This window comes from Vibrio thalassae, from assembly GCF_900089835.1.
Classification (GTDB): Bacteria; Pseudomonadota; Gammaproteobacteria; order Enterobacterales; family Vibrionaceae; genus Vibrio; species Vibrio thalassae.
On the sequence record NZ_OANU01000027.1, the window covers coordinates 1 to 21,515 of the forward strand.

General features: G+C 45.0%; 19 protein-coding genes and 1 pseudogene. 9 read left to right on the forward strand and 11 right to left on the reverse strand.

Annotation, left to right across the window (positions count from 1 at the left end; translation table 11 throughout):
• Positions 1–448 precede the first annotated feature (448 nt).
• The 3 genes from VTH8203_RS10345 to VTH8203_RS10355 all read left to right on the forward strand — a co-directional run bounded on the left by VTH8203_RS10345 (position 449) and on the right by VTH8203_RS10355 (position 1,877).
• A complete protein-coding gene (locus tag VTH8203_RS10345; RefSeq protein ID WP_096993607.1) occupies positions 449–1,048 on the forward strand; it encodes a glutathione S-transferase family protein in 600 nt (199 codons plus the stop codon).
• 19 nt (positions 1,049–1,067) lie between these two features.
• Complete coding sequence (locus VTH8203_RS10350; RefSeq protein ID WP_096993608.1) at positions 1,068–1,355, forward strand: hypothetical protein; 288 nt, start codon at positions 1,068–1,070, stop codon at positions 1,353–1,355.
• Positions 1,356–1,523: 168 nt separating this feature from the next.
• Positions 1,524–1,877, forward strand: coding sequence for a hypothetical protein (locus VTH8203_RS10355; protein ID WP_096993609.1), 354 nt, complete (start codon positions 1,524–1,526; stop codon positions 1,875–1,877).
• 512 nt (positions 1,878–2,389) lie between these two features.
• Here the strand turns inward: VTH8203_RS10355 and VTH8203_RS10360 are convergent.
• From VTH8203_RS10360 to VTH8203_RS10375, 4 genes are all read right to left on the reverse strand, one after another.
• Positions 2,390–2,665, reverse strand: coding sequence for an HU family DNA-binding protein (locus VTH8203_RS10360; RefSeq protein WP_096993610.1), 276 nt, complete (start codon positions 2,663–2,665; stop codon positions 2,390–2,392).
• 485 nt (positions 2,666–3,150) lie between these two features.
• The gene (gcvP, locus tag VTH8203_RS10365; protein ID WP_096993611.1) at positions 3,151–6,015 is read right to left on the reverse strand and encodes an aminomethyl-transferring glycine dehydrogenase; all 2,865 of its coding nucleotides are present in this window, start codon (positions 6,013–6,015) and stop codon (positions 3,151–3,153) included.
• Between the two features lie 227 nt (positions 6,016–6,242).
• Positions 6,243–6,623, reverse strand: a complete 381-nt coding sequence (gene gcvH, locus VTH8203_RS10370; protein WP_006069462.1) for a glycine cleavage system protein GcvH — start codon at positions 6,621–6,623, stop codon at positions 6,243–6,245.
• 34 nt (positions 6,624–6,657) lie between these two features.
• Entirely contained in the window at positions 6,658–7,965 is a 1,308-nt protein-coding gene (locus tag VTH8203_RS10375) for a serine hydroxymethyltransferase (RefSeq protein WP_096993612.1), read from the reverse strand.
• Positions 7,966–8,358: 393 nt separating this feature from the next.
• Between VTH8203_RS10375 and VTH8203_RS10380 the strand changes: the two genes are divergently transcribed.
• From VTH8203_RS10380 to VTH8203_RS10395, 4 genes are all read left to right on the forward strand, one after another.
• Complete coding sequence (locus tag VTH8203_RS10380; RefSeq protein WP_096993613.1) at positions 8,359–8,979, forward strand: helix-turn-helix domain-containing protein; 621 nt, start codon at positions 8,359–8,361, stop codon at positions 8,977–8,979.
• 392 nt (positions 8,980–9,371) lie between these two features.
• Positions 9,372–10,505 (forward strand): glycine cleavage system aminomethyltransferase GcvT, encoded by a 1,134-nt coding sequence (gcvT, locus tag VTH8203_RS10385; RefSeq protein ID WP_096993614.1) that lies wholly within the window; start codon positions 9,372–9,374, stop codon positions 10,503–10,505.
• A gap of 230 nt (positions 10,506–10,735) precedes the next feature.
• Entirely contained in the window at positions 10,736–11,809 is a 1,074-nt protein-coding gene (locus VTH8203_RS10390) for a S1 family peptidase (RefSeq protein ID WP_158296115.1), read from the forward strand.
• 128 nt (positions 11,810–11,937) lie between these two features.
• Entirely contained in the window at positions 11,938–12,987 is a 1,050-nt protein-coding gene (locus VTH8203_RS10395; RefSeq protein WP_096993616.1) for a S1 family peptidase, read from the forward strand.
• A gap of 24 nt (positions 12,988–13,011) precedes the next feature.
• On the opposite strand, the pseudogene VTH8203_RS10400 reads toward VTH8203_RS10395, so the two are convergent.
• From VTH8203_RS10400 to fruB, 4 genes and pseudogenes are all read right to left on the reverse strand, one after another.
• A pseudogene (locus VTH8203_RS10400) lies at positions 13,012–13,257 on the reverse strand (mechanosensitive ion channel domain-containing protein); the annotation flags it as partial.
• Between the two features lie 165 nt (positions 13,258–13,422).
• Positions 13,423–15,159, reverse strand: a complete 1,737-nt coding sequence (gene fruA, locus VTH8203_RS10405; RefSeq protein WP_096993617.1) for a PTS fructose transporter subunit IIBC — start codon at positions 15,157–15,159, stop codon at positions 13,423–13,425.
• Positions 15,160–15,218: 59 nt separating this feature from the next.
• The gene (gene pfkB / locus VTH8203_RS10410; RefSeq protein WP_096993618.1) at positions 15,219–16,169 is read right to left on the reverse strand and encodes a 1-phosphofructokinase; all 951 of its coding nucleotides are present in this window, start codon (positions 16,167–16,169) and stop codon (positions 15,219–15,221) included.
• Between the two features lie 10 nt (positions 16,170–16,179).
• Positions 16,180–17,313: a fused PTS fructose transporter subunit IIA/HPr protein gene (gene fruB, locus VTH8203_RS10415; RefSeq protein ID WP_096993619.1), complete on the reverse strand. Its 1,134-nt coding sequence runs from the start codon at positions 17,311–17,313 to the stop codon at positions 16,180–16,182.
• 311 nt (positions 17,314–17,624) lie between these two features.
• On the opposite strand from fruB, the gene cra reads away from it, so the two are divergent.
• Together cra and VTH8203_RS10425 are read left to right on the forward strand one after the other, a co-directional pair.
• Positions 17,625–18,602, forward strand: coding sequence for a catabolite repressor/activator (gene cra / locus VTH8203_RS10420; protein ID WP_096993620.1), 978 nt, complete (start codon positions 17,625–17,627; stop codon positions 18,600–18,602).
• A gap of 160 nt (positions 18,603–18,762) precedes the next feature.
• The gene (locus VTH8203_RS10425; protein ID WP_096993621.1) at positions 18,763–19,242 is read left to right on the forward strand and encodes a hypothetical protein; all 480 of its coding nucleotides are present in this window, start codon (positions 18,763–18,765) and stop codon (positions 19,240–19,242) included.
• Between the two features lie 87 nt (positions 19,243–19,329).
• On the opposite strand, the gene VTH8203_RS24505 is transcribed toward VTH8203_RS10425, so the two are convergent.
• From VTH8203_RS24505 to VTH8203_RS10435, 3 genes are all read right to left on the reverse strand, one after another.
• Positions 19,330–19,503: a hypothetical protein gene (locus VTH8203_RS24505; protein ID WP_158296117.1), complete on the reverse strand. Its 174-nt coding sequence runs from the start codon at positions 19,501–19,503 to the stop codon at positions 19,330–19,332.
• A 160-nt stretch (positions 19,504–19,663) separates the two neighbouring features.
• Complete coding sequence (locus VTH8203_RS10430; RefSeq protein ID WP_096993622.1) at positions 19,664–20,500, reverse strand: carbohydrate ABC transporter permease; 837 nt, start codon at positions 20,498–20,500, stop codon at positions 19,664–19,666.
• The gene (locus VTH8203_RS10435; protein WP_096993623.1) at positions 20,490–21,494 is read right to left on the reverse strand and encodes a carbohydrate ABC transporter permease; all 1,005 of its coding nucleotides are present in this window, start codon (positions 21,492–21,494) and stop codon (positions 20,490–20,492) included. Before VTH8203_RS10435 ends, VTH8203_RS10430 begins: the two co-directional genes overlap by 11 nt.
• Between the last annotated feature and the right edge of the window lie 21 nt (positions 21,495–21,515).

The following is a 21,515-nucleotide window of genomic DNA, read 5'->3' on the forward strand; positions in this document are numbered from 1 at the left end:
CATGCTGACTACCTAGCACTCACCCGATTTTGTGGTTATCAGGAGGATCGTCCTCTCACGATTTAGATCCCGATTGGCAAATGCCAACCTTCGTTACATTGTCAGAGCCGCTACTTTATTCAGGCTCCTAGGTTCATCTGGTGATACAGATGGTTCACTCGTTAAGCGGTGAACAGCGCTTCATACGACTTCACGTCGCACGCCCCAAAGCTTGTTAGATCACATACTCTACTCATTTTTGGGGCGTGCGTTTGACCTACTAAAACTTATCCGATTAACTTGATAACTTAGCATTCCCGTTTTAGGCGACATCTTGCAGCCTAATTTTCCCTTCATGTGGCATAACTTATTGATTATTAGTTGAGTCAATATGAAAAAGGCTGCATTATGGAAGGATGAAAGACGACAATTTATCGTCTAATAAGCGTTATGCTTTTCGGGAGGATGTATGGAAGTTTCGCTCTATAGCGCAAAAGGCTCGAATAGTTCTGAAAGGGTGGAGTGGGTACTCAATTTTAAGGGTATACGTTACGATAGAATTGAGATCAGCTCTGACGAACTAACGACAACATACCTAGATATAAATCCTTTTGGCTATGTCCCATCTCTTTGTGTTGATGGCTCGGTATTTTCTGAATCAATGGCAATTATTGAGTATTTGGAAGAACGCTTTCCTAATCCAAACTTATTTGGCAAAAGCCTCAATGAAAAAACTCACATCCGCAGAGTTTGTGAGTATGTGAACTCCAGTATTCACTCTCCCCAAAACAGAACAGTATTAAGGTTTATGCGTCCAGAGTTAGATGAGAGTTCAAAGCGAGGACTTCGTGGGGACTGGATTATGCGTTGCTTAGAAAAGTTAAGTATATCGATCTGTTGTGAGTCAGGATTTGCAGTAGGTAACGACTTTAGCGTAGCCGATATATTTGTGGCTTCAATCTACAAAAAAGCGTTGCAACATGGTTGTGCGAGAAACGGCTTTTACGACAAGCATTTGATGTACATTAGGGCAAATGACATTGTTGTGGTTTCAGAACCACAAGCATAACGTTTAAGGTTTCAAAGGTATGAGTGAAGAAGAACAATATGTTGAGTGTTGTACTCACGGAAAGCATCAGGCTACGTATGTATGTCAGCATGTCGTAGAAAGTCTTCGCGACGGAAAGCCGAGAGGGTTTTGGTCGGCAGAGTCGGAGTCTGGTAATGAACGCCCGGATTCTTGGTGCAATGCTTGTGAAGACAAGGTAAATAGCGATGGTGGTGAGTGGAATGATGAATCTGAAGCGTTTGCTGGCGTAACACTACTATGCGGTGCTTGCTATGACCGTGCAAAAGAAATGAACGTTAATAACTAGTTACATTACAAGAACCTTATAACAACAATAAATTTAAGCAGATTCGCAGTGCTTGGCACTTTCGGTTTGAATCAGCTTTAGTGTTTACAGCACAATGCTTTAGGTAGTAGGCAGCGTTGCTCACTACTTAATTTGGCGTTATTTAGCTAGGTCAGGAATGGAGTATAAATGCTTAGTTTAGTACGATTTGTAGTGGTTGCAAATGTAATAGCAGCCGGAATAGTTGTTGCGCTTGAGATGTCTACAGGCTTCTTTGGAATTAAGTTTGTTTCGGACTACGCATTTTTCATCGTTCTATTTTTATGGGGTACAACAGCCTTATTTTTCTTGTATCCACCTCTGGGTGGTATGGGGCAGTCTGACGACAAGGTTGATAGAGTTACAGACTCAATGGTTGACCGTAGTGTTGCGGACGAAATCGATGATGAGCGGTTATCAGAAAATACAGCCTTTTGTATCAAACTGCTTATAGCTGGGGTTCCTGCATTCCTGGTTTGTGTCCTTGCGAGCATCACAACATAACAAATAAGAATTAAGCGTTGCGTAGCCAACATTAAATCCCAAGTGTTGAACAAGCCCGAGCATTTATATAAATTGTGCGATCTGCTCTAGAAGGGTGGCGGCCTTGATGCTTTTCTCAAGGCGATCTTGGAAAGGCAGAGATTTCGACACATCATCCGGTGCGTTCTGCACGTCAGTTTTGCTATTTGCTACACCTGTATTTATTCATGGTTTACTAATGTTCGATTTTCCGAAACGCATTTTTGTCCAAAGACGTGCTGACGCCGATCTCCGCAAATTGTGATCTCCGCAAATTGTGATCTCCGCAAATTGTGATCTCCGCAAATTGTGATCTCCGCAAATATATTGAAGGTGTCCAATTGACGGCCTCACGTGTTTCCCTAGATGAAGCTGAGATATTCGTTGAGTGCTTACTATCGATTGATGTTAGCTGTATTACCAAGGAAAAACCCACCTTTAGTTGTGGGTTTTACTTAGGTGGTTATTTATCTTAATAGTGCCAAGTGAATATCTTAATGATTACAGGCTTCCTTTAAAGCTTTGCCTGCTTTAAAAGCGGGGACTTTTGCGGCGGGAATATTTAACTCCTCGCCAGTTTTTGGATTTCTACCAATACGAGCAGAACGGTCATTTACTTTGAACGTCCCGAATCCTACTAATGATACCTCACCTCCATCAGACAGGGCTCCGACAATTGCATTTATTGTAGAACTTAAAGCCCTTTCAGCATCTGATTTTGATAATTCAGCGTTTTTTGCAATATGCTCAACCAGCTGAGATTTATTCATGTATCACTCCTCATTTGTGAACCAGCATCAATTATTAGATAGGCATTAAACTTGGTAAATGCAAACTTTTTAAATATAAACCCTTAACTTACATATGTTTTGATGAAACTTTGACCATTTTTTTAGAATGACAGTTGTCAGTATGACACATGTTGAGTATTATTGGCTATGCATACTTTGCTTGAAATAGTAGTAATACCTACTTTACCCACTCTCATCCAGTTTGACAGTGGGCTTTTTTTCATCCTGTCATACCTATAGTTATTCATGATTTGCTAATGTATGGTTTTCCGAAAATGATTTCTGTCCATTTTCGAGTTAGAGAGCCTCTAATTTGATTAACGCCAGATAGTTTAGTCCACAAAGCAAAAAGCGAACCTTGTAAGGGTTCGCTTTTGAATTATTAGGAATTAACCAACTCCATTAAGATAACCATCTTCATTAAATCGTTAACCAACTTAATTAGTTATCCTCAACAGAACTGCCTAGTCTTCGTAGTTCTCGATACCAGGGCAAGAACAGATCAGGTTGCGATCACCGTACACATTATCGACGCGGTTTACTGTTGGCCAGTATTTCCAGGTTCTTTGATGCGTTGACGGGAAGCAACCTAGTTCGCGAGAGTATGGGCGATCCCATTCTTCTTTTGATAGGTCTACTTGCGTATGCGGCGCGTTAACAAGCGGGTTGTTATCGAGCGGCCAAACCCCTTCTCTCACTTGTGTCATTTCGTTGCGGATAGCAATCATTGCGTCACAGAATCGGTCTAGCTCTTGAAGGTCTTCAGACTCTGTTGGCTCGACCATTAGCGTGCCAGCAACCGGGAATGACATCGTTGGTGCGTGAAAGCCATAGTCCATGAGACGCTTGGCAATGTCTTCTTCACTGATGCCTGTTTCTTCTTTAAGTGGACGAATGTCGATAATACATTCGTGCGCTACACGGCCATTAGTGCCACGGTAAAGAATAGGGTAGTGCGGAAGTAGACGTTCCATGACATAGTTCGCGTTTAAAATCGCGACTTTCGTTGCGTCAGTTAGGCCTGCTTCGCCCATCATTGCAATGTATGCCCAAGAGATAGGTAGGATAGATGCACTACCTAAATCTGCTGCAGATACTGCGTAATCGTTCCCTTCAACACCATTTTCGATGTGACCCGGAAGGAAAGGCGCTAGGTGCGATTTAACACCGATAGGCCCCATGCCCGGACCGCCACCACCGTGTGGAATACAGAAGGTTTTGTGAAGGTTCAGGTGAGAAACGTCAGAGCCGATGAAACCAGGGTTAGTCAGACCAACCTGTGCGTTCATGTTCGCGCCATCAAGATAAACCTGACCGCCAGCTTCGTGAACCATCTCGCACACTTCTTTCACATGCTCTTCGTACACGCCGTGTGTAGAAGGGTAGGTGATCATGATGCTTGATAGGTTTTCGCGATGTTTTTCAATCTTCGCTGCTAGGTCATCAGTGTCGATGTTACCGTTGTCGTCACACTTCACTACGACTACTTTCATTGACACCATTGATGCTGTTGCTGGGTTAGTACCGTGAGCAGAGCTTGGAATCAAACAAACGTTACGGTGACCTTCGCCGCGGCTTTCATGATAGCGTTGAATCGCAATTAGACCTGCATATTCGCCCGATGCACCTGAGTTAGGTTGTAGCGAGAATTCATCGTAGCCAGTGATTTCACATAGCTTTTTCTTCAGATCGTTCGCAAGCGCTGTGTAGCCCGTCGCTTGCTCAATTGGTGCGAACGGGTGAATAGAACCAAACTCTGGCCAAGTCACTGGAATCATTTCAGCCGCTGCGTTTAGCTTCATGGTGCAGCTGCCCAGTGGAATCATACCGTGCGTCAGTGAGAAGTCTTTGTTCTCAAGCTGTTTTAAGTAGCGCATCATCTGTGTTTCGCTGTGGTGCGTGTTGAACACAGAGTGAGTTAGGTAACGAGAAGTACGACGGCAGTTCTCTGGAATTGCAGCAAACTCATTATCCGCGATTTCAGCCGATAGAGTTTCTACTTTCTCTTTCACTTCGAAGACAGCAAACAGAACGTTAATGTCTTCAACTGTCGTTGTCTCATCAAAGCTGATACCGATTTGACCATCGAGTTTACGTAGGTTGATGTCAGACGCGACTGCTTTTTGAAGCAGTTTATCTGTGTTTTCGCCAGTATTGACGGTGATGGTGTCAAAGAAGCTGTTGTGAGCCAGTTCGTAGCCAGATTTAGTCAGTCCCGCGGCGAGGATTGCTGTTATGTGGTGTGTACGACGAGCGATGGTTTTAAGGCCTTTTTCACCGTGGTAAACCGCATAAAACGAAGCCATGTTGGCAAGCAGTGCCTGTGCAGTACAGATGTTTGATGTCGCTTTCTCGCGGCGGATGTGTTGCTCGCGAGTTTGCATTGCCATACGAAGAGCTTGGTTACCATTAGTATCGATAGACACACCGATAACACGACCAGGCATAGTACGCTTGTGCTTATCTTTTGTCGCCATAAACGCGGCGTGTGGACCGCCGTAGCCCATTGGTACACCAAAGCGTTGTGCAGAGCCGATAACCACATCAGCGCCCATTTCACCCGCAGGCTTAAGTAAGGCAGAAGCAAGAAGGTCAGTTGCCACTGTGACTAGCGTTTTGTTTGCTTGAGCTTTGGCAATGATATCAGTGAGGTCACGTACTTCGCCTGTTGTGCCAGGGTATTGGACAAGGGCACCGAATACGTCTTGTTCAGGCAGTGACTCTAGAGAACCTACTTGAACGTCGAAGCCAATGAACTTTGCACGAGTTTTTACGACTTCAAGTGTTTGCGGGTGAACATCGTCAGCGACGAAGAAAACACTACTCTTGCTCTTACCTGCGCGCTTGCACAGCGTCATCGCTTCTGCTGCCGCAGTTGCTTCATCAAGCAAGGAAGCGTTCGCGATTTCCATACCAGTTAGGTCCATGACCATTTGTTGGTAGTTTAAAAGTGATTCAAGACGACCTTGAGAGATTTCAGGCTGATAAGGTGTGTAGGCGGTGTACCAGCCTGGGTTTTCAAGAACATTTCGCAGAATCACGTTTGGCGTGAAGGTGTTGTAGTAACCCTGACCGATGAATGTGCGTTTAACTTGGTTCAAATCCGCAAACTTTTTCATTTCAATCAACATGTCCGCTTCGCTCATTGGAGCATCTAGCGTCATTGGTGTTTCAAGGCGGATTTGTGCTGGGACAGTCTCTTTAATTAGCGTATCTAGATTCAATACGTTAATCGCGTCCAGCATCTTTTGTTGGTCAGATTTGTTTGGCCCATTGTGGCGTGCAACAAATTCATTTTGCGTACTTAGGCTTTGAAGTAATTCAGTCATGATTCCTTTACCTTCTCAAAGATCCTCTGCGAGATCTTTAAAATCGTTGCTCGAATCTTATACGTCATTCCCGCTTTTTATGTCATTCCTGCGCAGGCAGGAATCTACAAAAAGCATGTGCCCAACTAACATAAGATCCCTGCCTACGCAGGGATGGCGACGTTTTTACGAATACGCTGATTCAAGTTAGGCGACACTAAAGCTGACGAGCAACGTCTGTATGATGCTTACTCGTCTTCGATAGAAGCTTGGTACTCTTCTGCACTCTTAAGGTTTTCAAGCTCAGAGGCGTCAGACATTTTCACCTTAACAATCCAGCCGCCTTCGTACGACTCTTCGTTGATAAGCTCTGGGCTGTCTTCAAGCTCTTCGTTGATTTCAACGATTTCACCTGAAACTGGCGCGTAAATGTCGGAAGCTGCTTTTACTGACTCGACTAGAGAGAAGCTTTCGCCCGCTTCGATTTCATCTTCGACTTCTGGTAGGTCAACGAACACTACGTCACCTAACATTTCTTGAGCGTGCTCTGAAATACCGATAGTCACAGTACCGTCACCGTTGTCACGTACCCATTCGTGGCTGTCAGAAAACTTCAAAGTGTTATCCATTGCTTTATCTCCAATATTAAGGATGTTTTATTCTTTAAGTGTAAAGTGGGAAGCGTGCACACAGTGCCTTCACTTCTTTACGAACGCGTTGTTCGACTTCTGGGTTACCCTCTGGGTTTTCTACCAGACCGTCAAGAACATCGCCAATCCACTCACCGATGAGTTTGAATTCTTCAGTGCCAAAACCACGCGTGGTTCCAGCTGGCGTCCCTAAACGAATACCAGAAGTAATCATAGGTTTTTCGGTATCAAACGGTATGCCATTTTTGTTACATGTGATCCCGGCACGCTCTAACGCTTCTTCAGTTTGATTGCCCTTCAAACCTTTAGGGCGAAGATCAACAAGCATAAGGTGCGTATCAGTACCGCCAGTGACTATGTCACAACCGCGAGTTTGCAATACTTCGGCGAGAACTTTTGCGTTCGCGATCACTGAATCGATATAAGTTGAGAACTGAGGACCTAAAGCTTCGCCAAATGCCACAGCTTTGGCTGCAATGACGTGCATTAGTGGGCCACCTTGAAGACCCGGGAATACCGCTGAGTTAATCTTCTTAATAATGTCTTCGTGGTTAGTCAGGATCATGCCGCCGCGAGGGCCGCGTAGTGTTTTGTGTGTTGTTGTAGTGACAACATGCGCGTGTGGCAATGGGCTAGGGTGAGCACCTGTCGCAATAAGACCCGCGATGTGTGCCATATCTACCATCAGGATTGCCCCCACTTCGTCAGCGATTTCACGGAACTTGGCGAAATCAATAACACGTGGAATGGCACTACCACCTGCAATAATCATTTTTGGTTGATGTTCAATAGCGAGAGTACGAACGTCGTCGTAGTTGATCTCTAATGTTTCTTTATCAACCCCATATTGAACGGCATTAAACCATTTGCCAGACAGAGCAGGTCTTGCACCGTGAGTTAGATGGCCGCCAGCGTCAAGCGACATACCCATGATGGTGTCGCCCGGTTGTAAAAGAGCCAACTTAACCGCGCCGTTAGCTTGTGCACCGGAGTGAGGTTGAACGTTTGCGTACTCGCATTTAAAAAGAGCTTTTGCGCGTTCGATAGCGATAGCTTCGATGGTATCGACGTGTTCACAGCCGCCATAGTAGCGACGATTTGGGTAACCTTCTGCGTATTTGTTGGTTAGGCAGGTGCCTTGAGCTTGCATCACCGCTTTAGAAACAATGTTCTCAGAAGCGATAAGTTCGATTTGTTCATTTTGACGGACAAACTCAGCTTGTATTCCGGTGAATACCGCATCGTCTGTAGCAGACAGGTTGGTTGAGAAGAAGCTTTCTAGGCTGTGATTTTGGTAGCTTTTCAAGTACTGAGCATTCATGGCGGTAAACCTTCCATTGTTCAATCAGTGCCTTTTCTTACCTATTTAGCGGACTGACTGAGGCTTGTCTTAGTACTGCTTGGACCAAATATGAGTCCATTGTTGCAGCGCGAGAATATCCTAAATGTAGGACTAAATCATTCTTAAAAACGGCGCAGATCGATGTTAAAAACGCAACGAACCTGCACGGGCTAACGCATCTCTTCATCTAACAAGCTGATAACATACCTTTCTCGGCACCAATAATCAATCAAAAATTTCCTATAGGAAACACATTTTCCAAAACTGTTACCAAGAGCACGGTTTATTTTTGTACATGGTCTTTAATAAAGACATGGCTTCATGCAACAATGAAAATGAGTCACAGGAAGTCACTAGTAGAAGAGGGAAAGCATGTCAGAAGACATCTATGATGAATACCCATCGCTGACTTTAGCGAAGGATGGCTATGAGAACATTGAGCCTCTAAAACTAGGCGAAAGAATCAAAGATATTCGCGCGAAATTAGGTTTGACATTAGAAGAAGCAAGCCAAAGAACTGGGCTCGCACGTTCAACGTTAAGCAAAATTGAAAACGAACAAATTTCGCCGACCTTCCAAGCCATGCAAAAACTTGCACTGGGCTTGCACATAGATATGCCGCAACTCTTTGAACCGCCGAAGAAAAAAGTGGCTACGGGACGTCGTGATTTTACTCTCCGAGGTGAAGGGAAGCCACACCCAACACCAACATACGAGCATGAACTTTTGGCGACTCAGTTATCTAACAAAAAGATGATGCCTTTTAAGAGTACTGTTAGAGCACGCACGTTTGAAGAATATGGTGACTGGGTTAGACATGATGGTGAAGAATTTTTACTGATTCTTTCAGGGGAAGTGAAGTTCTTTTCTGAGTTTTACGAGCCGATGGTTATGTCAGCGGGAGACAGCGTATATTACGACGCAAATATGGGTCATATGTTGATATCGACCAGTAAAGAGGATGCGCATATTTTGTGGGTTACGGCGAAATAAACATCAAACAGACGAGTTTCCTATAATAAAGGCAAACGTTTGCTTTTGTCTCTAAATGTCTTGAATTAGCGTTCTTTTGGTGAAAATATCGTCGAAACCACGCTTTTTTGATATATGTGATTCTGTGAATGGAATGTTAAGTGTCACATTTTTGTGTGTTCATATCTTGTTAAAGGTGAAAAATGCGCGCATTCTTGTTTACTATAGGAAACAAGGTTTCCAGAAGACCAACATCTAATGTTCGTATAGGCGTCAATGACTAGACGTAAAGTGCGATAACTCACGTTCCGCTAATCTCACTGCCTAGCAGATAGAGGCCGAATAGTGGAATTTAGACATCCCCAATTTAGGAGCAGGGCTCGTCAAAGCGGTCCAACCCAATGGAGAATACAATGGCTCAAGAACAAGCAACCCAAGATTTGTTGAAAACACCACTGCATGCATTACACGTGGAAGTGGGAGCGAAGATGGTTCCATTTGCCGGCTATGATATGCCGGTTCAGTATCCGCTTGGTGTGAAGAAAGAGCACTTACATTGTCGCGACGCGGCCGGTCTGTTCGATGTGTCTCACATGGGGCAAGTACGTCTATACGGAGAAAAAGCAGCGACGATTCTCGAGTCCTTAGTGCCTGTTGATATCATTGATCTGCCAGAAGGCAAGCAACGCTATGCTTTCTTCACTAATGAACAAGGTGGCATCATGGATGACCTGATGGTTGCCAATCTGGGCGATCACCTGTTTGTTGTCGTAAACGCTGCATGTAAAGAACAAGACATCACTCATTTAGAAGCACACCTTACTGATGGCGTGGAAATGGAAGTGATTGAAGATCGTGCGTTGCTTGCGCTGCAAGGTCCAAAAGCCGCTGAAGTGTTGGCACGTTTACAACCTGAAGTAGCAGACATGCTGTTTATGGATGTGAGAAAACTCGACATCAATGGTATTGAGTGTATCGTGAGCCGTTCCGGTTACACGGGTGAAGACGGTTATGAAATTTCAGTGCCGTCTACCCATGCCGAAGCCTTGGCGAAAACACTGACAGACTTCGAAGAAGTAGAATGGATTGGTCTTGGTGCACGAGACTCACTTCGCTTGGAGTGTGGTTTGTGCTTGTATGGTCACGATTTGGATACCACAACGACGCCGGTTGAGGCGAGTCTATTGTGGGGTATTCAAAAGGTTCGCCGTACAGAGGGTGAGCGCGCTGGTGGCTTTCCTGGTGCAGACATTATCCTTAAGCAAATCGAAACAAAAGACGTTGCACGTAAACGTGTTGGTCTAGTAGGTCAGACCAAAGCACCAGTTCGTGAAGGTGCTAAGTTGTTCGATGCTGATGACAACGAAATCGGCATTGTTACAAGTGGTACGGCAGGCCCTACAGCGGGTAAACCCGTGTCTATGGCTTATGTCGCCACTGAATTTTCTCCGATTGGTACTGAGATTTTTGCCGATGTACGAGGTAAGAAGTTGGCAATGACGGTAGAGAAAATGCCGTTTGTCCCTCAGCGTTACTATCGTGGCTAAATTCAATCGATAGACGGAAAAAGCATCGCAATCGCGATGCTTTTTTTATAGGAAATGCGATTTCTAGCGCTCTTACAAAAGACCAGAAATACTAATCATGGAATAGTTTTTCTAAATTGTGACGTGGTTATGCACAAAAGTGCACACCTAATTTGTATGTATGGTGTGTAAATGATATCAAAAGTAAATGAATCTCAGTTCGTCGATAGTATATAAGGAGTAACTGTCTAGTGATTCTTTCATTACCAAGCAAACGTTCAACATACACTGTGCTCGCATCCACCGCGTTGTCACTCTCTATTATCTCATCGGTCCATGCTCAAACCGATGCAAAACCTTATATCGTCAATGGGAGTGCTGCCAATGTGGCCGACTATCCCTCGTTTGTCAGCTTGTATTTGGATGCTCAGGAGTACGGGGTAGGGTATTCAACGTCGCCATATTGCGGTGGGACCCTGCTTAACTCTCAATTTGTATTGACGACAGCACATTGCGTGTATGGCGATCGTCAGTCACAACTTCTCACTATGGCTGCACCAAATTTGCAGTATGAGTCAGATTATCGTTATTCAGAGAAAAGACGCGTAGTCGAGATATACCATCCTATGGGATATATCGATGATATTGATAAATTGATCCCCAATGACATTGCGATACTTAAACTAGACTCCCCCCTTGGTACAGGCATAGCCATCAACCGCCCAAACAATGAAAGCTACCGAAATGTTGGCGCTGTATTTACTGCTGTCGGTCATGGGAATACCAAATATGGTTATGATGCATTCGATATTTTACAGAAAGTGAATCTCACTTATGTAGACAACGCCGTGTGCGCAGGTGCTTTCTCTGACGGCAGCTATTTGACCCAAAAACAAATCTGTTTTACCGGTGATTACAGCAACGTGACTGATCTGTTAGCTGGGACTTGCCAGGGTGATTCCGGCGGCCCTATCTACTGGGATAATAATGGACTACAAGTTCAGATAGGCGTCACGAGTTTTGGCCCACTACCGTGTGGCGATAAACAGCGTGCTGTTACGTCAGTCTTTACTGAGATTGCCGATTATTCAGATTGGATCAATCGTGTGCTCAATGGACAAGAGACACCTAATTATGTTTCTGATGATCAAGCAAGGCGTAATTACCTGATTAGACAAGGCTATACCATTAGCCCATCGGGCAATAATGGTTCGTCAGGTGGAAGTTCGAGTGACTCTGGTGGCGGTGGGGCACTACACTTTGCACTTACAGCCTTGCTAATCGGCCTAGGTCGGATCAGGCGCCGAGGGTTCAATCACGTTTGAATGCTATGTCGGTACTGAGCATTGGACGACATTTACACCAACTCTCTAGTGAAACGTCTATACTTATCATTGAACGAACACACTGATGGTGTCGTAGATAAAGTTGAGTCGCAAAAGGAGTTGTTACTATGAAATCTTGGCTTTTAACCCCCACCCTTTTCTTGTTGCCCTGCGTCTGTGCATTGGGGACGTTTGCTTGGCCGGTCAAGGCGAGCGGGGTTGATATTGCTCGAATGATTGTTAATGGTGAAAATGCCTCTATCAACGATTTTGATTCTTTTGCTAGTCTATATATTGAGTCTATAGATTATGATGGACGTTATTCAAGCGCTGCCTATTGTGGAGGCACATATCTAACCTCTGAATATGTAATGACCGCAGCTCATTGTCTGGAAGGGGATATGGGCGCACTGCTTTTTACTTCTGCGGTCGCTATGTTAGAAAATGAACAAGACTTCTTGAACGCTGACCGACGTCGTGTAGTTGAAGTGTATATCCATCCTGACTTTACCAACAATGTCAACTTACTGCTTCCTAACGATATCGCTATTTTGAAGTTGGAGACTCCTGCCTCATCAGGCAGTAATGTGACTCGAGCTACGACACAAACATATCGCAACATTAATGAGACTTTTGTTACTGTTGGCCACGGCAATACTCAATCGGGAGTCGATGGCACTCCTATTTTACAGAGGGCGAACTTGCTCTGGGTCAGTAATGCAGATTGCGCCACAAACTTTGATAGAGGCAATGAACTGACCGGTAAACAAGTTTGTTTTACTGGTAGTCAAAGTCAATCAACAGGTCTTAGAGCGGGAACGTGTCAGGGTGACTCTGGTGGTCCTATTTATTGGTATCACAACGGCATGTATGAGCAAGTGGGGATCACGAGCTTTGGGCCTACTATCTGTGGTGACCCGAGCTCGGATGTAACGGCAGTGTATACCGAAGTGGCGAGTTACAGCTCTTGGATAGATAGCGTACTTGCTGGTTCACAAACGCCATTTATTACTTCAGATGAGCAAGAACGTCTTGATTATCTAGCCGCTAATGGGCGGGTTGTTTGGACAGGAGGCTCAACCATTAATTCATCAGACGGTGGGGGCGGGGGCTCAGTAGCTTGGTTCCTGTCACTGATGCTGGCAGCGGTAGCCTATTACCGTCGTTCTGTTCACTAGTTAGGGATTTTTCTGAATCCGAGTTTAGATCTGCCTCGCCGTGCTCCGATTTTTCTTGGCTGAGAGTTTTATCACGCTTTTCTGAGGCGTTAGGTTGTTTGGATAAGTAATCAAATTACCACTGTCGTGTTTAATCAAAACGTGAAACATTCGTATATCTTGGATAATGCCTGAAATATCCTCATCTCGGTCAACGACCTTAATGCGATCCCCAACACGATAATGAAAAACCAAGAAGATCAAAAAGCTTACGGTAATGATACTAAGCATTCAAAGATCGTTAGCAAGATATAGGGAATATGGAGCCATGAGGAGTGGAATACAAGAAAATAGCCAGATACGACAAAAAAGCGCTGCGAGGAGCAGCGCTGAAAAATGCCTATTTTGGGGGAGGCATTGTGCCAAGTGAGCATGCTCACTTGGACTTTTACAAAGTTAAGCTGTCGCCACGTCTTTGCTTTCTTCACGACGCTTTAGGAAAGCGTAAGTGAAGCCCGTGACGGCTGTACCTGCTGCGATAGCCACCAAATACATCAGCACTGGTGAGATAGCACCTGGAATCAGTAAAACAAACAGACCACCATGTGGCGCCATGAGCTTCGCACCGACTAGCATAGACAGCGCACCTGTTAACGCACCACCAAGCATACAAGATGGGATAACACGCATTGGGTCTTTTGCTGCGAATGGAATCGCACCTTCAGAGATGAAGCACATACCCAGTACAAAAGAGGCTTTACCCGCTTCACGCTCAGCTGCTTCGAACTTGTCTTTAGCTAGGAACGTTGCCAAGCCCATACCTAACGCAGGAACCATACCAGCAGCCATGATTGCTGCCATCGGCGTGTAAGTTTGAGAGGCCAGTAGGCCAACTCCAAAGGTGTATGCTGCCTTGTTGACTGGACCACCTAGGTCGAAACACATCATTGCACCAAGGATAATACCCAGTAGTACTGCGTTCGTGCTACCCATGTTGTTTAGGAAGTCAGTCATTGCTGCCATGATGCCTGCAACAGGACCACCAACGATGTAGATCATGACCAAACCAGTGAATAAACTTGCTAGGAATGGGATGATCAAAATAGGTTTAAGCGCTTCCATTGACTGTGGCAGAGACACTTTGTCAGCAATCAACTTCGCTGAATAACCCGCAATGAAACCGGCTGCAATACCCCCAAGGAAACCTGCACCTGTAGAGCTTGCCAGCATACCGCCGATTAAACCCGGAGCAAGACCCGGACGGTCTGCGATAGAGAAAGCGATAAAACCTGCTAATACAGGGATCATCAGAGCGAATGCACTGCCACCACCGATGGTCATTAGCGCAGCCGCTAGTGTGCCTTCTTCTTTAAACGCTTCGATACCGAATACGAACGACAGAGCGATGATCAAGCCACCTGCTACAACAACAGGTAGCATGTGAGATACGCCAGTCATAAGGTGCTTATAAACGCCTTTTTTCTCTTCCGTTGCGCCTGCTTGGTTGCTTGCACCAGAGTGAGTATAAGTGGTCGCTTGAGCAAAAGCTTTATCGATTTCTTGTTCGGTTTTCTTAAGCGCTAGACCTGTAGTGGTTTTGTATAAACGCTTGCCGTCAAAGCGGTCAAGTGGCACTTCAATATCAGCGGCAATGATGACTAAATCAGCATCTGCGATCTCTTGAGCCGTCAGTTGATTTTTTGCACCTACTGAGCCGCGAGTTTCCACTTTAATTGTGTGACCTAAACGCTTACCGTGCTCTTCTAGTGCTTCCGCCGCCATAAAGGTATGTGCAACACCTGTAGGGCAAGCCGTGATAGCAACGATTTTCTTCGCGCCACCAGTTTGTTCAACTGCAACTGGAGTAACTGATGTACTTTGGGTTAGCTCAGTTGCTTTTTCGATTGCGTTAGCTAGGAACGCTTTTGGATCCGTTGTGCACTCGGAAATGCTAGCTTCGTAGACTTTCTTACCTACTAGGCGCTGTGTATCCACAGGCGCATTTGTAGCAACAATCACCACTTCCGAGTCAGCAATTTGCGCGTCAGTCAGTGTTTGTGTTTCAACAACACTAGAGTGACATTCGATAGAAGCATCGTGTTCAAGTGCTTTAGCCGCTTGATCGAGCAATCCGGCTGCGATAATGCTGTTTGCTACCCCACTAGGGCAGGCTGTAATAATTGAAATTTTCATAGGTTTGACCTTTGTGTCCATAAGTGCCACACAACATCAGAATCAAAGATTCAGAAAGATTAGCGGCTCAGCTCTTGTAACAGTATTTGTTGTTGTATTGATTTAACTTCTTCAATGCTTGGTACACCAACACCTACCTGGCTTACAGCCAACGCAGACAGTGCGGTTGCAAAGGAGAGCAATTCTTTTTTAGCGAATGATTGCATGTGACCCCAACATAGTCCTGCAACCAGAGTATCGCCCGCACCAACGGTGCTAACGACATTCATTCTTGGTGGTTTTGCTTGTAGCCATTGGTTGTTTTCAAGCCAAAGCACGCCATCGGCACCCATAGAAACAACAATATTGGTAATGCCTTTGTCTGAAATTGACTCTGCTGCTTCTAAACATTGTTCTTGAGTTTCTAAATGACGACCAACGAACTGAGACAGTTCTTCGTCGTTAGGTTTGATTAGCCATGGCTTAGAATCTAGACCTTTGGCGAGCGCTTCGCGGCTGCTATCGAACAGTACGCGTTTGCCTTTTTGCTCTAATCGCTTAATCCAACTTGCACATTGCTCGCTACTAATACCGCGAGGCAAACTCCCCGCGAAGACAAAGTAATCGTGATCTTGCATCAGTTCATCAAGCGTGGCTTCAAATTGACGGATTGCTGCTTCGTCGACTTCTACACCTGGGAAGTTAATGTCGCTCACTGCGCCGTTCTTCTCGACCAGTTTCACGTTGATGCGAGTAGAGCCTGAGACTCGAATAAAATGGTCTTTGGCACCCATCTGCTCGAAAAGTTGGCAGAACAGCTCTTGGTTGTCGCTGCCTAGGAAACCTGCCACAGTAACGTTTGCGCCTAAATCACTAAGTACTTTCGCTACGTTTACACCTTTTCCCGCAGCATGTAGAGAGCTTTGATTAACCAGACTCACCGAACCTGTATTTAAGGTATCTAAACTCCCTGTGAGATCTAGTGCGGGGTTAAGTGTAATAGTTACCACTTTATTAGTTTGTGCTGTCATGACGAGCTCCTTAACCTTCACCAAGGCCGGAAGCGATCGCTTTACCAATGGCTTCTAGTGCCTCTGCTGCATCAAGGCCTTCAGCAGAGAACTGCAATTCGTGACCATGTTTTACCCCTAGAGCAATCACTTTCATTAGGCTCTTCGCGTTAACCGCTTTACCTTCACCGTTTAGGTTAGAAACCGTAATGGTTGATTCGAACTTCTTCGCTTCTGCCACTAACATTGCACCTGGACGAGCGTGCAAACCATGCGCATTCTTAATCTTAAATACGGCAACGTTTCCGTCATTTGCATCGGCACTTGCTACTTCTTCGCCAGTGAAGAAACCCAGCACCTGTTCTGCGGATAGTGATAGCAACTTCTCTTGCTCTTGTTTGAATACCACTTCAGTGATTTTGTCGAGCATAGATTGGTGAGCATTGTTACAAGCTGCGAATGCGATCAGAGCGTGTACTGGTGTACCGTCTAACTCACATTGATTGATAGTTGAAACAAACGCCATACCTGTGCGAGTCACTGCCTTGTCGCTGCTCACTAGCCACAAACCTTTACCTAGGTGAGTAGGGGATTTAGTCACTAGGTCTGCAACGAATTCTGTTCCAGCACCGCCAGTATTTTTTAGCAGACCGCCAGCGACTGCTGCCATTTGAACCATGTCGCTTGCAGGGAAGTTAAGTTGGATAAGTGATGCGTCAAAATCTGCTTCAAGCTGAACATCACCATTAAGTAGGGCGATGATTTCGTTTGTTGACTTCGCATGCTTAAGCTTTTGTTCAACGCCGTCAGCAGACAGTACTTTGGTAAGCTGTTTTAGGATGCCTAAGTGCTCATCTGATTTTGCGGCAATACCAATTGCGACGTAAGCAGTGTTGCCGTCGCCCCAATCCACACCGTTAGGGAAGTGATGAACCGCAACGCCAGTTTGCTGAACTAGGTCGCGTGTGTCTGTCGTGCCGTGTGGAATGGCAATACCGTTGCCCAAGAAGGTAGAGTTTTGACCTTCACGATTAAGCATCCCGTCGACATAACCTTCCTGAACTAATCCCTTTTCTGTGAGATCAGCTGCGATCACTTTGATTGCGCTTAGTTTGTCGTCCGACGATTGATTGAGTTTGATGTTGTTATTGTTTAGTTCAAGCATGTTCGCTTACCCACGTTGTTCTGTTCTTGAATCGATTTTTGGTTTTTCTTTACGCTAACTGAATCGATTCAGCAAAATTTTAAAAAAATTCAGCAAAGCGTGTTTGTTACCCTCCGACTTTGCTGTCGCTAGTCCCTATGTAGACAGACACGTTGTGTTGTTCGTGTCGCTGTAAATATAGGCCAGTTTTCAAAACTGTGAACTTTGCTGAATCCTTTCAGCTTTTATACTGAACCGATTCAGCTTATAATTCAACTTGTCAGTTAGGTTTGAATTCATTTATATGATCTAAAGCACAAAAAGGATCGAGTATGACTTTAGATGAAATAGCGAAGTTAGCAGGGGTGTCAAAGACCACAGCAAGCTATGTAATCAATGGTAAAGCGCAGAAATATCGAATTTCTGAAAAAACCCAAAAAAAGGTAATGGCGGTTGTCGAACAGCATAATTACCGTCCCGATCACGCTGCGTCATCACTACGTGCTGGCCATAGTCGTTCATTTGGCTTAATCATTCCTGATCTAGAAAACACCAGTTACGCACGCATTGCAAAACTGCTTGAACAAAATTCTCGTAAAGCAGGGTTCCAAATTCTTATTGGCTGCTCGGACGACGATCCTGAAACGGAAAAGTTGGTGGCAGATGCCTTAGTCTCGCGTCGAATTGATGCATTGTTTGTGGCCAGTGCGATTACCGAGGCCAGTGACTTTTATCTCACCATCCAAAATCGTGGTACTCCAGTAATAGCGATTGACCGTTCGTTAGACGATGAACACTTTAGTTGTGTGATTAGTGAAGATTTTGGCGCTGCGTTTGAGCTGACTCACTCGGTTATCGACACCAGCACTCAATCTATTGGGCTTATCGGCGCGTTGCCTGATTTGAACATCTCTCGCGAACGACACTTAGGTTTTGAGTCTGCTGCGAAAGAGGCGGGTATTAAGTGCTTCTTCACCTATGGTGAGCATTTTAACAATGATGAAGGTAAGCGGGTGTTTAGTGACTGGGTCAAGTCGAACTCTATACCTGACGCGATTGTTACGACGTCCTATACCTTGCTGGAAGGTGTCTTGGATGTACTTATCGAGCAACCCGAATTAATGGGTAAGATTAAACTTGCCACATTCGGTGATAATCGGTTACTAGATTTTCTACCAACAAAAGTGAATTCATTACCTCAGCAGTTTGAACTGATTTGCGATAGTGCCTTGGAGCTGGCATTAAATGCCTCTGCAAAACGCTATAAGCATGGTGTTGAATTGATCCCTAGAAAACTGAAAACTCGCTAAAAGATAAAAACTATCATGTCGTGGTAGTGACGATAGAAGGCACCGAGACGGCACAGTTTGCAAACAGAACCAGCTCCCAACTCATCACACCCTCAACTCATAACAATAGACAGGTGGCCTATAATTAATGGGACACAGGTTATTCGTAGGAGAGAAATCGATGGTTTTAAGAAACGTTCTAGGACTAGGGGTGACCGGGTTTGGTATTTATGTTGCGCCTAAGATCATTGAAAACTATGAGACAGCAATCTCCATGCAAGGCCCATATAATCCAAACGGCAGTACTCGGGTGGATGCAATTCTTGCCACAAATCATTGCCGACATGGTCAAGTGGGATTTGGGGTCAATGGTTGTATCAAGATGATTTATATCGGGATGAAAACATTTGGCGAAGCGGAGATCGTCAGTGTGTTTTGCAGTCGTAACGTACAGAGGATGCTGTCTGCGCCGAGTACGTGGCCCGATCATTTGGCGGTTGCGAAAGCGGAAGTCAAATATTGGCAAGGTATTGCAGACAATCCTAAAGATTGGGAGCAGACCATCGGCTCTAGTGTTGCGACTATGTTTAATGCTCAGAGTAGGGTGGTGATACAAGGAACGATGGAACAGTTCAGAAATAAATTGCTTGGCAAGAGTTAGTGCTGTTCTGTGGGAAATGTAAGGGTCTTAACCGTTCTTGCTTGAGGAAAAAATCCCTTGTTACTTAATGCAACAAGGGATCGTTTATTACTGTTGAGCGCAGTTGATATCGCCTAAGGCCGTGCAAATCTCTTTCTCACGCTGAGCATCTTGCTCCATTTTGTTGCCAATTTCTTGGTTATTGCGATATTCATTTGATGGGGCGCAACCAGCGATCAAAATGAGCGCGCCCATTGCCAATAATGCTTGATACTTCTTCATGCTACCACTCCTCATCCTTGGGTCATTTATTCTGTATTTATAAGCAAACACTATAGATTGAAAGAGATTGCTGTACAACCATATGAAATTTGGTTGGTGGTGAATTGAGCAAATGGGCGCCAACAATGGGTACTAACCCAGTAGCACCCGAAAGGCTGACTTAACCCTTTACCGCACCGGCGGTCAAACCGTCAATAAGCTTACGAGAGCTAATCACGAACATCACCATAAGAGGCAGTACGGCAATGGTAACGCCACTGAAGATTGCGCCATAAGGGACTAATCCAGTGCTTCCTTGCAGCGCTCGCAGCGCGAGAGGTACGGTGTACATCTCCATGTCGTTCATTACCACTAGTGGACCCATGAAGTTGTTCCATTGACCAATGAAGACGACAAGCCCCAGCGTGCCCAACGCAGGTTTGATCAATGGTACGACGATACGCCAGTAGATGCCGAATTCACTGCATCCATCCACTCTTGCCGCTTCAATGAGCTCTCTAGGTATGGCACTGCCAATATATTGTCTCATCAAAAAGATGCCCATCGCACCGCACGCCATGGGGACATAGAGTGCTTTGGGAGTATTCATCCAACCAAGAATCGACATGATTAAAGCGGTTGGAATCATGCTTAAAAACGCAGGCAGCATGAGAGTACCCATAATAAATACGAACAACACCTTTTTATACCGAAACTCAAACATGGCGAATGCGTAACCGGCTAACGAGCAAAACAATAAGTTTAATGCAGTGGTAATAGCAGCGACGTAAAAACTCCAACCTAAGTTTTTCCAAAAGTAAGGTAAGTATTCGATAAGGGCTGCCAAATTATTGCTTAGTTCATTGCCAAACCACATGGGTGGCGGAACAGACATAATGGCCGTGTTATCGTGAGTTGCGAATACAAACATGAAGTAAAAGGGCGCTAGCATAACGATTGCACCGAAGGCGACAAAACCATACGCCGTGATTTGCCCAGCGGAGAAATTAGTTTTCATCGCTCTCTCCTTGGTTTTTATCTGAGAACAGTTTGTTATTGCCCCAAGATAAAGTGGCAATGATCATAAATAGAATCCAAGAAATTGCTGATGCCGTACCAAAATCCCCTTCTTGGAACGCGGTAATGTACATGTGCATAGCGGCAGATTTTCCTGCTTGATCTATACCGCCTGTACCATTGGTGATGATAAACGGTTCTTCGAAGATCTGCAGACTGCCAATGATAGACAGCGTAATGGCAAAGAACATCATTGGTTTGAGCATGGGCAGCGTAATGTAGAAGAACTGCTTTATTCTGCTTGCACCATCGATAGTGGCAGCTTCATACAGATCTTTTGGAATAGTTTGCATTGCTGACAGGTAAAGAATGGTATTCCAACCGACATAGCGCCAAAACACAACGAATGAAATCATGCCTTTGGTATATTCAGGTTGGTTCCAATCGATATTTTGTGTTGGGAAAATCCAAGCAAAGGGCTCGATGCCGCCGATAGAGATAGTGCCAATAGAGGTAAGCACCATATTCACCAAGCCGTAATCTCGAGAGAATAACGTCGTAAAGATCATCGCGACAGCGACGGTTGAGGTGATGTAAGGTAAAAAGTAAACGCCGATGACCCCATTTCTGGCGCGTTTAAAACTGGTATGGATGAAGAAAGCCAGTGGTATAGCGACGAGGTGCTGAGGGACACCTGATGCTAATGCCATCCAAAATGTGTTGTAGAGTGACTTGTGAAACCAGTCATCAGTGAGGGCAAATTGATAGTTCTCCCATCCTACCCATTCCATGGCACTGAGTCCCGCAGCAGGTTCCCAATAATGGAAAGAGAGGTAAAGGGAAAATAGCATCGGGAAAATACCAAATACCAAGAATATAATGAAAAACGGGCTGATAAATAGGTAGGGTACCCATTTATGGCTTTTGGCTCGCCATTGATGCCAGGTCGTCGTTTTTTCAGTCGGTTTACTAGTGGAAATAATGTTAGCGGACATATAAAACTTCCTGTAACTATT

Excerpts from the sequence above, each read along its gene's own strand:
- fruA (WP_096993617.1), bottom strand. The coding sequence starts at position 15,159 with ATGAAAATTTCAATTATTACAGCCTGCCCTAGTGGGGTAGCAAACAGC.
- gcvT (WP_096993614.1), top strand. The coding sequence starts at position 9,372 with ATGGCTCAAGAACAAGCAACCCAAGATTTGTTGAAAACACCACTGCAT.
- cra (WP_096993620.1), top strand. The coding sequence starts at position 17,625 with ATGACTTTAGATGAAATAGCGAAGTTAGCAGGGGTGTCAAAGACCACA.
- VTH8203_RS10355 (WP_096993609.1), top strand. The coding sequence starts at position 1,524 with ATGCTTAGTTTAGTACGATTTGTAGTGGTTGCAAATGTAATAGCAGCC.
- gcvH (WP_006069462.1), bottom strand. The coding sequence starts at position 6,623 with ATGGATAACACTTTGAAGTTTTCTGACAGCCACGAATGGGTACGTGAC.
- pfkB (WP_096993618.1), bottom strand. The coding sequence starts at position 16,169 with ATGACAGCACAAACTAATAAAGTGGTAACTATTACACTTAACCCCGCA.
- VTH8203_RS10395 (WP_096993616.1), top strand. The coding sequence starts at position 11,938 with ATGAAATCTTGGCTTTTAACCCCCACCCTTTTCTTGTTGCCCTGCGTC.
- VTH8203_RS10350 (WP_096993608.1), top strand. The coding sequence starts at position 1,068 with ATGAGTGAAGAAGAACAATATGTTGAGTGTTGTACTCACGGAAAGCAT.
- VTH8203_RS10345 (WP_096993607.1), top strand. The coding sequence starts at position 449 with ATGGAAGTTTCGCTCTATAGCGCAAAAGGCTCGAATAGTTCTGAAAGG.
- gcvP (WP_096993611.1), bottom strand. The coding sequence starts at position 6,015 with ATGACTGAATTACTTCAAAGCCTAAGTACGCAAAATGAATTTGTTGCA.
- VTH8203_RS10360 (WP_096993610.1), bottom strand. The coding sequence starts at position 2,665 with ATGAATAAATCTCAGCTGGTTGAGCATATTGCAAAAAACGCTGAATTA.
- fruB (WP_096993619.1), bottom strand. The coding sequence starts at position 17,313 with ATGCTTGAACTAAACAATAACAACATCAAACTCAATCAATCGTCGGAC.
- VTH8203_RS10425 (WP_096993621.1), top strand. The coding sequence starts at position 18,763 with ATGGTTTTAAGAAACGTTCTAGGACTAGGGGTGACCGGGTTTGGTATT.
- VTH8203_RS10375 (WP_096993612.1), bottom strand. The coding sequence starts at position 7,965 with ATGAATGCTCAGTACTTGAAAAGCTACCAAAATCACAGCCTAGAAAGC.
- VTH8203_RS10380 (WP_096993613.1), top strand. The coding sequence starts at position 8,359 with ATGTCAGAAGACATCTATGATGAATACCCATCGCTGACTTTAGCGAAG.
- VTH8203_RS10430 (WP_096993622.1), bottom strand. The coding sequence starts at position 20,500 with ATGAAAACTAATTTCTCCGCTGGGCAAATCACGGCGTATGGTTTTGTC.
- VTH8203_RS24505 (WP_158296117.1), bottom strand. The coding sequence starts at position 19,503 with ATGAAGAAGTATCAAGCATTATTGGCAATGGGCGCGCTCATTTTGATC.
- VTH8203_RS10435 (WP_096993623.1), bottom strand. The coding sequence starts at position 21,494 with ATGTCCGCTAACATTATTTCCACTAGTAAACCGACTGAAAAAACGACG.